This is a genomic window from Rhodosalinus halophilus, assembly GCF_003298775.1.
GTDB classification, from domain to species: Bacteria; Pseudomonadota; Alphaproteobacteria; order Rhodobacterales; family Rhodobacteraceae; genus Rhodosalinus; species Rhodosalinus halophilus.
In genome coordinates, this window is sequence record NZ_QNTQ01000012.1 from 1 (window position 1) to 8,905 (window position 8,905).

General features: G+C 67.0%; 9 protein-coding genes. 4 read left to right on the forward strand and 5 right to left on the reverse strand.

All coding sequences use genetic code 11. From position 1 onward, the window contains the following. A partial coding sequence (locus tag DRV85_RS13265; RefSeq protein ID WP_147238847.1) for a helix-turn-helix domain-containing protein occupies positions 1 to 445 on the forward strand: 445 nt, incomplete at its 5' end. A 33-nt stretch (positions 446 to 478) separates the two neighbouring features. On the opposite strand, the gene DRV85_RS13270 is transcribed toward DRV85_RS13265, so the two are convergent. After that, positions 479 to 2,035 (reverse strand): bifunctional helix-turn-helix transcriptional regulator/alpha/beta hydrolase, encoded by a 1,557-nt coding sequence (locus tag DRV85_RS13270; protein WP_158540156.1) that lies wholly within the window; start codon positions 2,033 to 2,035, stop codon positions 479 to 481. Between the two features lie 1,322 nt (positions 2,036 to 3,357). On the opposite strand from DRV85_RS13270, the gene DRV85_RS19015 reads away from it, so the two are divergent. From DRV85_RS19015 to DRV85_RS19020, 3 genes are all read left to right on the forward strand, one after another. Then, positions 3,358 to 3,549 carry a hypothetical protein gene (locus DRV85_RS19015; RefSeq protein WP_147238848.1) on the forward strand — a complete coding sequence of 64 codons (192 nt, stop codon included), beginning with the start codon at positions 3,358 to 3,360 and terminating at the stop codon, positions 3,547 to 3,549. Between the two features lie 311 nt (positions 3,550 to 3,860). Further along, positions 3,861 to 4,442 carry a rhodanese-like domain-containing protein gene (locus DRV85_RS13275; RefSeq protein ID WP_113289966.1) on the forward strand — a complete coding sequence of 194 codons (582 nt, stop codon included), beginning with the start codon at positions 3,861 to 3,863 and terminating at the stop codon, positions 4,440 to 4,442. Positions 4,443 to 4,475: 33 nt separating this feature from the next. Next, the gene (locus DRV85_RS19020; RefSeq protein WP_233495511.1) at positions 4,476 to 4,742 is read left to right on the forward strand and encodes a hypothetical protein; all 267 of its coding nucleotides are present in this window, start codon (positions 4,476 to 4,478) and stop codon (positions 4,740 to 4,742) included. A 103-nt stretch (positions 4,743 to 4,845) separates the two neighbouring features. Here the strand turns inward: DRV85_RS19020 and DRV85_RS13280 are convergent, their stop codons facing one another. From DRV85_RS13280 to DRV85_RS13295, 4 genes are all read right to left on the reverse strand, one after another. Beyond that, positions 4,846 to 5,652: a carbohydrate ABC transporter permease gene (locus DRV85_RS13280; RefSeq protein WP_113289967.1), complete on the reverse strand. Its 807-nt coding sequence runs from the start codon at positions 5,650 to 5,652 to the stop codon at positions 4,846 to 4,848. Continuing rightward, the gene (locus tag DRV85_RS13285; protein WP_233495512.1) at positions 5,649 to 6,560 is read right to left on the reverse strand and encodes a carbohydrate ABC transporter permease; all 912 of its coding nucleotides are present in this window, start codon (positions 6,558 to 6,560) and stop codon (positions 5,649 to 5,651) included. The genes DRV85_RS13280 and DRV85_RS13285 overlap by 4 nt, the downstream gene beginning before the upstream one ends. Positions 6,561 to 6,615: 55 nt before the next feature. Further along, positions 6,616 to 7,854, reverse strand: coding sequence for an ABC transporter substrate-binding protein (locus DRV85_RS13290; RefSeq protein ID WP_420820922.1), 1,239 nt, complete (start codon positions 7,852 to 7,854; stop codon positions 6,616 to 6,618). Positions 7,855 to 7,893: 39 nt separating this feature from the next. Next, positions 7,894 to 8,905: ABC transporter ATP-binding protein (locus DRV85_RS13295; RefSeq protein ID WP_147238850.1), on the reverse strand; the 1,012-nt coding region annotated here is incomplete at its 5' end.

Genomic DNA, 8,905 nt, shown 5'->3' on the forward strand with positions numbered 1-8,905 from the left:
AAGGTTAAGTGGACATCTCAGCATCTCTTCCAGCGACCGTCAGCGGGTGGAAGCGATCATCGCGAACGGCAACCGGCCCCAGAAGCATGTGCGGCGGGCCCGGATCATCCTCCCGGGCGATGGGGGGCTCGGCAACGCCGCGATCATGGCGGCAACGGGCAAGTCGAAGACCTGCGTCTGGCGCGGGCAGGAGCGGTCAATGGAGGAAGGCGTCGATGCCCTTCTGCGGGACAAGACCCGGCCGTCCTGGATTCCCTCGACGCCAGCCGACAAGGTGACCGAGATCGTGCGGCTGACCCTGGAGCCGCCGCCGCACGAGACCATGCACTGGACGCCGCGGGCGATGGCCGCGCGTCTCGGCGTGGCGCCGTCGACGGTGAGGAGGAGCCGGAAGGCGCATGGGGCACCCTCTCCGAAATGTCGAGCGAGGATGATCCGGCCGTGACAGATTGGGGCAGCCCGCCACGGCGAGCCTGCATCACATGGCGACTTCGATTGCATCGAGGACTCGGTGCGGATGCTTGTAGAGGACGAGCTGGCCGGCATCGGGAAGCATGGTGAGGCTGCGACTGCTCAACTCACGTGCGAAGGCTTCCACGCTCCTGGCCGTGACCACGGGATCCCGTTTGCCGTGAATCACGTGCACCGGCCGGCCATGTGCGCCGGCGGCGCGCGACCAGTCCCGGACGACGTGGTAGCCGTCCGTCTGGAAGCCCTCCGGCCCCCGCGCGACCGACTTGCGATAAGCCGTATGGATAAGGTCGGCGACGCCGAGCGAGTCGATGACGGCCCGATCAGGCGTGCCCTCCGGAAAGAGCGCACCGAGGAAGCGGTCGACCTGATCGCTGTCGATCTGCGCGATCCCCGCCCGTAGCAGAGCCGGCGCGACGCTTGGAGCGAAGCGCGCGGTCATCGCGACGATTCTCTGGCGGCGTGGCATAGCGGTGATCTGCCGCAGGTCCACGATGGGCACGACACCCGCGACGCTGACGATGGCTGACACCTGCTCTGGCGCACGTGCGGCAAAGGTATGGGCTGCAACCGCGCCGCCCATGTGTGCCACCACCGGCATGGGCTGCGAACTCTCTTGCGCGCAGAGGCTGCGCAAGTCCTCCACATGACGCTCGAGCGCCTGCGGCGGCGGGCCTGCGGTGTCGGATTCGCCGAAGCCCGGGCGCAGGGGCGCGACGGCGCGCAGGCCACGCTCGTGCAGATAGCCCACCATGCGCGCGAGACCGGCCGTCGCATCGAGCATCCCGTGCAGAAAGAGGAACGGCCGGCCGGCCTCCGGTCCGATCTCGAGCACCTCCATCCGCCGGCCGTCGGCAAGGTCCAACAGCCGCGACCGCCCGAGGCCCTCGGCGCCGCCGGCGCCGCTCGGAGCGGGCGGTGTCGCCTTAGCGATCATGGCGACGAGACGGACAAGATCGGCCTGACCGCCGGTTCCCGTGCGCGCCAGCGCCGTCTTGATCTGGTTCCTGACCGTATGCTCAGAACGCTCGCGATGCGCGGCGATTTCCCGGACGTTGTGTCCCGCCATCAGACCTTCGATCACCTCGATCTCGGCGGGAGAAAGGCCGAAGGACCCGGAGAGAGTTCGGGAAAGGTGCGCGTTCCAGGCAATGTCCAGCGCTTCGATCAGAAGCGCCGGGGCCTGGCGCCGCGCCGGGTCCGGGGTCTCTTCCCTGTCGATCAACCGAGCGAGCAGATGCCTCGGCTGGGTGTCTGTGTGCAGGATGGCGAGTCGCTGCAGCTCCGACCGCCCGCGCGAGAGATGGACAAGTTCGCGCAAGCTGCGCGCGCCGTCCGCGGTCAGGTGGTCGAGAAGGGCGGCACCCTCTCCGCACCCGCCGAGCAGAGCCCGTGCGCGCGGGCTCGCCGCGAGAACACGCATGTCGCTGGTCAGTAGCAAGGCGACCCTTTGGCTGCGCGCAACGCGATCTGTCAGTGGGACGCGCTGGCTCTGCTGGCGCATCCGTTCAAGCAGATCAGTGGCGCGCTCGAAATGTTCAGCGAGGACCGGGTCCACCGGCACGCCGGCGCCTTGCCCCTGCCCCGCCCGGAGATCGGCCAGATCCTCCAGGGCCGGAGTCCATCTCTTCGGCCCAGGCATCCATGAAGCTGTCGTAGAGCTCGGGGCGCAGCAACGTGTCGTAGATCGCTGCGATGACCCGATCGCGCGCCGTCACGCGGTCTTGCCCTTCTGCTCTCATCTCGCCTTCCATGTCCGCGCACCGCCGGGCCGTGATGTGCCCCAGCGTCAATATAGCACGTGCGTCGGCGCAGAAGCGCGCCGATGCGTGCTTCGCCCGCATCGGCTAGCCCATTCGGGCCATTCGCGCCCCGATCCGGTGCGCAATGGTCCCCCAACGCACACGGGCAAGGAGGGATATCATGCATGCCACTCCGGCAGCGCATGGCGCGTTGCGCGACAGAGCTCGCAGCCAAGCCATTGGCCCAAAGGCCTGGCCCCTGAAGGGGCGGAAGGCAGCGCGTGACGTGCAGCCATCGGTGCCGCGCCGGGAAACGCCGCGATGACTGCGACGCCCCTGCGCATTCCGCCTGCGCGACATCGTCGTGGCGCCTTTCCGGGTCGTCTGGTGGGCGACTGTTTGCGACGGCACTTGGGCGATGCATCATTCGCCATGGCCCGCATCTCTAGCGCGAGCGCGCAAGACATAGCGCAAGGGCAGGCGGTGTCGGGCATCTCGGCCGTGATCTGTGGCCGCCCGGAAGGTTTTTCTTCGCACGAAGACTCGCATGTCTTTCAAGTCACACGACCAAGCGCAGCGAATGGCTGGCGCAGCGAGACGGTCCTGACCGCGAGTGGCGACAGCTTTCTGACGATTGAGTTGGTGACTGTCCTAGGAGAAGAGCAACGAACGCCACCGATCCGGCCGGCAGAGACCGCTTCGAGGCATCGCCCGGAGACGAGCGAACCCAACCGGCGCCGGGCAGAGGCACTTCGCGCGATGGCACGGCGAATACGAAGCTCCGCGTATCAAGAGGTCGTCACAGAGGAAATCTCCGTTCGGTTTTGCCCCGAACGTCGAGGATGTGCCCTGGACGCATTCGTTGGACTCATCGATCTCTTCGGGCAGCGCGAGGAAGACGTTCTTTCCGCCCTGATCTCGCAGGCAGGGCGCCTGGAAGCGCGCGAGATTCACTCCTTCGGTGATCTTCCGACAGGTGATCGGATGGAAATGCGGAGCGCCGTCCGCCTTCATCGTGGCGCGCGGACAACCCGGATCGAGGTCACGGGCTCCGCAACGAGGCGATCGGACGGAACCGTGATGGCCATATGCAGATCGACCTGGACGCAATGACCGCGCCGGACGAATCACACCCCGCACATCCATGCAGGAGGGACTCGCCATGTGCCTGACGCCGGAGGCTCTTCATCTGTTCCTGAGCCTTCTTTCGCCGGAGATCGTGGATGTCTCGCGCGACCTGGTCATCGTGCGGGCTGAAACACGGAATGCTGTCTGGGAACCCGTCGGAAGCAGATGGTGCACCGAAGCGCCGGATGATGACTTCAGAACCGAGTGACTTTCGGTGCTCGCGTGGAGCTTGACAGGGTGGAGGCATGCGGGCTCTGGCTCCCCGGCACAAGCAGGCCGTGCCGCCGAGGCGCCAGCCCCCCGCGCGCAGTCGTGGCGCTCTCTTGCCGTCCCGGCTCGCGACGCTCCATTGCCCGCGAGCGGCGTTTGAGACTTCTCCGGTCGTCTTTCTGCCGCAGGATCCATGGAAGACGCGGCTCGGGAACATCCCACCCGCAGCTCTTAGACCATTTGGGCCATTCGCGACGGCCGGAACCGCGCGATGATCCGAAGGCAGATGATCCAACGGGGAGAAAGACGATGCATATCAGTCTCCGGAGCGGGCTGGGCGCACTCTGCGCGCTCGCCGTATCGGCAGGCGCGTCACTCGCGAACGACGCGCTGCCCAGCAAGAAGCGCACCGCTCTTGGCCTCTACCTCACCGCGACAGAAGCCGTGGAGCTTCGGACCAGAGACCCCGATGCCGTGCTGATCGATATCCGTAGTCGCGCCGAGGTGGCTTTCGTGGGCGTCGGAGAAGGGATCGACAAGCATATTCCCTACATGATCGTGGAGGAGGGTTGGCAGTTCGACGCCGAGAAGGGCAATTACCGGCTCATCCCAAATCCCGATTTTCTAGTGGCCTTCGAAGCCTTCGCGTGGGACCGCGGCCTCGATGCGGAAGCGACCATCCTGCTGATGTGCCGCTCCGGAAGCCGCAGCGCGCGCGCCGCGAATCTCCTGAACCAGATGGGATACAGGCGGGTCTACTCCGTGATCGACGGGTTCGAGGGCGACCGCGGGCCGAGTGGCGTGCGGGACGTGAACGGCTGGAAGAACTCCGGCTTGCGCTGGAGCTACCGTATCCCGGCCGAGATCGCCTACCGAAGCCGCGCTGACTGAAGCGCCGAGCCGCCTATCATGGAGGACATCGTAATGAAGACCATCCTGGTCGCTGCCGTCCCGGCTCTTCTCTCGGCCCCCGCCTGGGCGGAAACCGCACCTGCAGAACGCAGCATCGATGGGATTATCTCTCTGAAAACGCTGCGCCCCGATGCGCCCCGACAGTCGCGGCCCCCTGCCACATCCGGCGCCCGTGCGGCGCAGCGGGATCACGATGTCCGCAACGACTCTGCCACCGAAGAGATCTGGGTTGATCCCTGCGGAGGCCCGGTCGTCCTGCGTCGCCCGCCCATGTCGTGAGCGCCGGGCGCGCCTTCTCTCCGGCGCTCCCCTCTCCTGTGCGTTCGGCAGCTTCGCGCGACACCCGACGGTCGCGTCGCCCGCGCCCGGCTCTGGCGACGGGTCACTTGATCCCCGCGCGCAGGAAGGCCTGCACGAACTGGCGCTGGAAGATCAGGAAGAGGATCAGGAGCGGCGCGATCACCATGACCGTCGCGGCCGAGATCACCGAGATGTCCACGCCGTTCTCGGGCGCGGCGAAGATCGACAACCCCACGGTGAGCGGGCGCGTCGTGTCGGAATTGGTGACGACCAGCGGCCACAGGAAATTGTTCCAGTGCGTCGAAACGGACACCAGCGCATAGGCGAGGTAGGTGGGACGCGCCGCCGGGACGTAGACCCGCCAGAGCACCCCCAGCAGCGAACAGCCCTCGACGCGCGCCATCTCGTCCAGTTCCCTGGGCACCGACTTGAACGCCTGCCGCATCAGGAAGATGCCGAAGGCCGAGGCCATGTAGGGCGCGCCGATCCCGAGGATGCTGTCGATCAGGCCCAGCTGCACCGCGATCCTGTAGTTCTCGACGATCAGCACCTCGGGCAGGATGAAGAGCTGCAGCAGCACGAGGACGAAGACGATGTCCTTGCCGCGGAACTCGACCTGCGCGAAGGCAAAGCCCGCGAGCGTGCAGAGGATGAACTGCCCGATCAGCACGGAGCTCACCAGCAGGAAGGAGTTGAGGAAGTACCGCAGCCACGGCGCGCCCTCCCATGCGGTGCGGAAGTTCTCCAGCGTCCAGGGCGCGAGCAGGTTGAAGTTCACCGCGTCGGTGCTGGTGTGAAAGGCCGCCCAGAACGCGAAGACGAGCGGCGAGATCCAGATCACGGCAAGGACCAGGGCAAGCAGCGGTTCGATATGGCGCAACAGGCTCATCGGTAGTGCGTCCGCCGGTCGATCACGAAGAACTGGAAGGCCGCGAGCGCGCCCAGGACAGCCAGCACCAGCACCGTCATCGCCGCGGCCGCCGGCGCGTCGAAGAAGGCGAAGGCGTTTTCCCAGATGTAGTAGAGCATGAGCTTCGAGGCGTCGTTCGGCCCGCCCTTCGTCAGGATGAAGAGATGATCGATCAGCTTGACCGAGTTGATCATCGCGTTGACGAGGATGAAGAGCGTCGTGGGCATCAAGAGCGGCAGGACAACCCGGCGGGTGTAGGTCCAGCGGCTGGCGCCCTCGATGTCGGCGGCCTCTTCGAGGTCTGGCGGTATGGTCTGAAGTGCCGCCAGGTAGAAGATCATGAAGAAGCCCGCCTCCTTCCAGATCGTCACGATGCAGACGGCCCAGAGCGCCGTCTCCGGCTGGCCCAGCCAGTTGACCGAGGGCGCGCCGAAGAGCGCGCCGATCTGATCCAGAACCCCGAAGCCCGGCGTGAAGAAGAAGAGCCACAGGTTGGCCGCGGCGATCATCGGCAGCATCGTGGGCGTGAAATAGGCCGTGCGCACGAAGCTGCGCGCGGGGATCCTCGCGTTGGCCCAGAGCGCCATGACCAGCGCGAGTCCGATGGAGACGGGGATCGTCACGGCCGCGTAGAGGATGTTGTTCCACGCGACGGTCCAGAAGGTCGGGTCGTCGAAGATGCGCTGGTAATTCCCGGTGCCGACGAATTCGGACGGATTGCGGCGTGTCCCGCGCGACCACAGGCTGGTCCAGATCGTGGCGACCGACGGATAGAAGGCGAAGGTGGTCAGCATCACCAGCGCAGGCGTCAGCAGCAGCCAGCCGTGGATCGCCCTGCGGCGGCGCAGCAGCGCCATTCCGTCTTCCTGCGCCATGACGTGCGACATGATCCTGCCCGTGTGACGACGGGGCGCCGGAGTCCGGCGCCCCGAAATGCTCCCTTCAGCGATAGGCGTCCAGCAGCCGCTCGGCCGCGGCCTGCGCCTCGGCCAGCGCCTCTTCGGGCGACTGCGTGCCGGTCAGCGCCGCCTGGATCGCGTTGTTGAGCCCCTCGCGCACGCGCGCCGTCTCGAAGGTCGAGAACTCGGCGACGGCAACCTCGAGCTGGTCGCGCGCCACGAGCGCGGGCGGAAACGCCTCGGTGTAGGCCTGCAGCGCCTCGGTCTCGTAGGCGGCGGGCGAAACGCCCATGTAGCCGGTCTCGATCGACCACTTCGCCGCCTGCTCGGGCGAGGTCATGAACTTGATCAGCTCCAGCGCCGCCTGCCGCTCTTCCTCGGTCGCGTCCTTGAAGATGTAGAAGTTGCCGCCGCCGGTGGGCGAGCCGCGCCGCTCGTTCTCGGGCAGCATGGCGACGCCGAAGTCGAACTCGGCGTTGTTCTTCACCGCCGTCAGGTTGCCGGTGGAGTGCCACATCATCGCGGTCTGTCCCTCCAGGAAGGCCTGCCGCAGCGTGCCCCACTCGATCGTGCCCTCCGGCATCACGCCGTGCTCCTGGCCCAGCGCGACCCAGAACTCCAGCGCCTCGACCACCGCGGGATCGGTGAAGTTGGTGCTGAGCCCGTCGTCGGCCATCAACTCGACGCCGTTCTGGATCGCCAGCGCTTGGAACATCCAGTAGGGGTAGCCCGTCGACGGTATCATGATGCCCCAGCGGTCGTCGGTGGTGAGCGCGCGGCCCATCTCGACGAGATCGTCCCAGGTCTGCGGCGCGGTCTCGGGGTCGAGCCCCGCGTCGCGGAACATGTCCTTGTTGTAGTAGGCCACGATGGTCGAGCGCTGGAACGGCACGCCCCAGGTCTGCCCCTCGATCTGGCCGTTGGCCATCAGCGCCGGATAGAACCCGTCGAGCCAGGCCTGCTCTTCCTCGCCCTCGATCACCTCCTCGAAGGGCACGATCAGGTCCTGCTCGATCAGGTCGTAGGCGTCGATCGAGAACATCACGGCAAGCTGCGCGGGATCGCCCGAATTGAGCGCGGAGAGCGCCTTGATCCGCGTGTCGTCGTAGTTGCCGGCATAGATCGCCTCGACCGAGATGCCCGGGTTCGCCGCCTCGAACTCGGCGACGATGCCGTCCACCACCTGGGTCAGCGGACCGCCCACGGCGATCGGGTAATACATGGTGAGTTCCACGTCCTCGGCTGCGGCCGGATTGACAGCGACCGTGCTCGCGGCGAGCATGGTCAGGGCAGAAGCGTATCGAAGCATGGGTCGTCCCTTTCAATCGGATAAGGCTTGAGGTGAAGGCGCCTTGCGGCGATCACGGGGCGCCGTTTGGCGATGGTCCGCCCCGCAATTCTGCTGCGGGTTCTTTTCGGAACGTCCCGTGCGGGCGTCGAAAAGAACCCGTTTCTCCATCGGCAGCGCGAGCCCGATTTCCTGTCCAGGGCGCCAGTCGGCGTGACCCTCGAACATGAGGATCAGCCCGCGCGCATCCGGGTGGTCGATGACGACATGCGTGCCCGCGCCAAGGTATTCGACCTCGCGCACGCGGCCGGTCAGATGCGCCTCTTCCTGCGGTGCGACGCGCAGGTGCTCTGGCCGGATGCCCACCTGCCGGCCCTCGATGCCCAGCGCCGCGCCGCCGACCATCGCCATCGGCGGGTCGCCGATGAACCCGGCGGCGAAGGTGCTGACCGGCGCGGCGTAAAGCTCCTGGGGCGGGCCGATCTGCTCCACCCGCCCGTCGCGCATCAGCACCACGGTGTCGGAAAGCGACATCGCCTCGGTCTGATCGTGGGTCACGTAGATCACGGTCAGCCCGAGCCGGCGCTGCAGCGCCTTGATGTCCCGGCGCACCGACTGGCGCAGTTGCGCGTCGAGGTTCGAGAGCGGCTCGTCCATCAGGCACAGCGGATGGCCCGAGACAACGGCCCGGGCGAGCGCGACGCGCTGGCGCTGCCCGCCCGACAGCGCAGCGGGCTTGCGCGCCTCGAGCCCCTCGAGCCCCAGCATCCCGACCGCTTCGGCCAGCTTCGCCTCGCGCTCGGGCTTCGGCACGCGGCGCACGCGCATCCCGAAGAGGATGTTCTCGCGCACGCTCAGGTGCGGAAAGAGCGCGTAGGACTGGAAGACCATCGACAGCCCGCGCTTCGAGGCGGGCAAGGGCGTCACGTCCCGACCGGCGATATCCACCCTGCCGCGCTCGGGGGTCTCCAGCCCCGAGATCAGGCGCAGCAGCGTGGACTTGCCGCACCCCGAGGGCCCCAGCACCGAGACGAAGGCGCCGTGC